The organism is Glycomyces sp. L485 (assembly GCF_022548875.1).
Taxonomy (GTDB): domain Bacteria; phylum Actinomycetota; class Actinomycetes; order Mycobacteriales; family Micromonosporaceae; genus Glycomyces.
In genome coordinates this window covers 1-233 of sequence record NZ_JAKZEW010000055.1, presented here as the reverse complement: position 1 = coordinate 233, position 233 = coordinate 1, and the positions used below count along the sequence as shown (strand labels likewise).

General features: G+C 72.5%; 1 pseudogene. It reads right to left on the bottom strand.

Annotation, left to right across the window (positions count from 1 at the left end):
* A pseudogene (locus L0U85_RS18585) lies at window positions 1–233 on the bottom strand (hypothetical protein); the annotation flags it as partial.

Here is a 233-nt window from a genome sequence, read left to right as displayed (position 1 = left end):
CGCACCGGGATCAGCGGTTCATTCGTCTTCGGGTGAACCAGACGCATCGCCGCAGCCTGTGCGGCCGCTGGCGGTGTTGCTGGTGTGGAGGCGTGCTCGTCTTCGGGGCGGGAGCATCCGCCCGGTCCGGAGCCCTGTTCGGAGTCTCGCTCGGGTCCGGTGCCGGTTCGGGGCCCGTGTTCGGGTCCGGTGCCGCTCTCGGGCCCGGTCTCGGTCTGCGAGGCCGGTGCCGG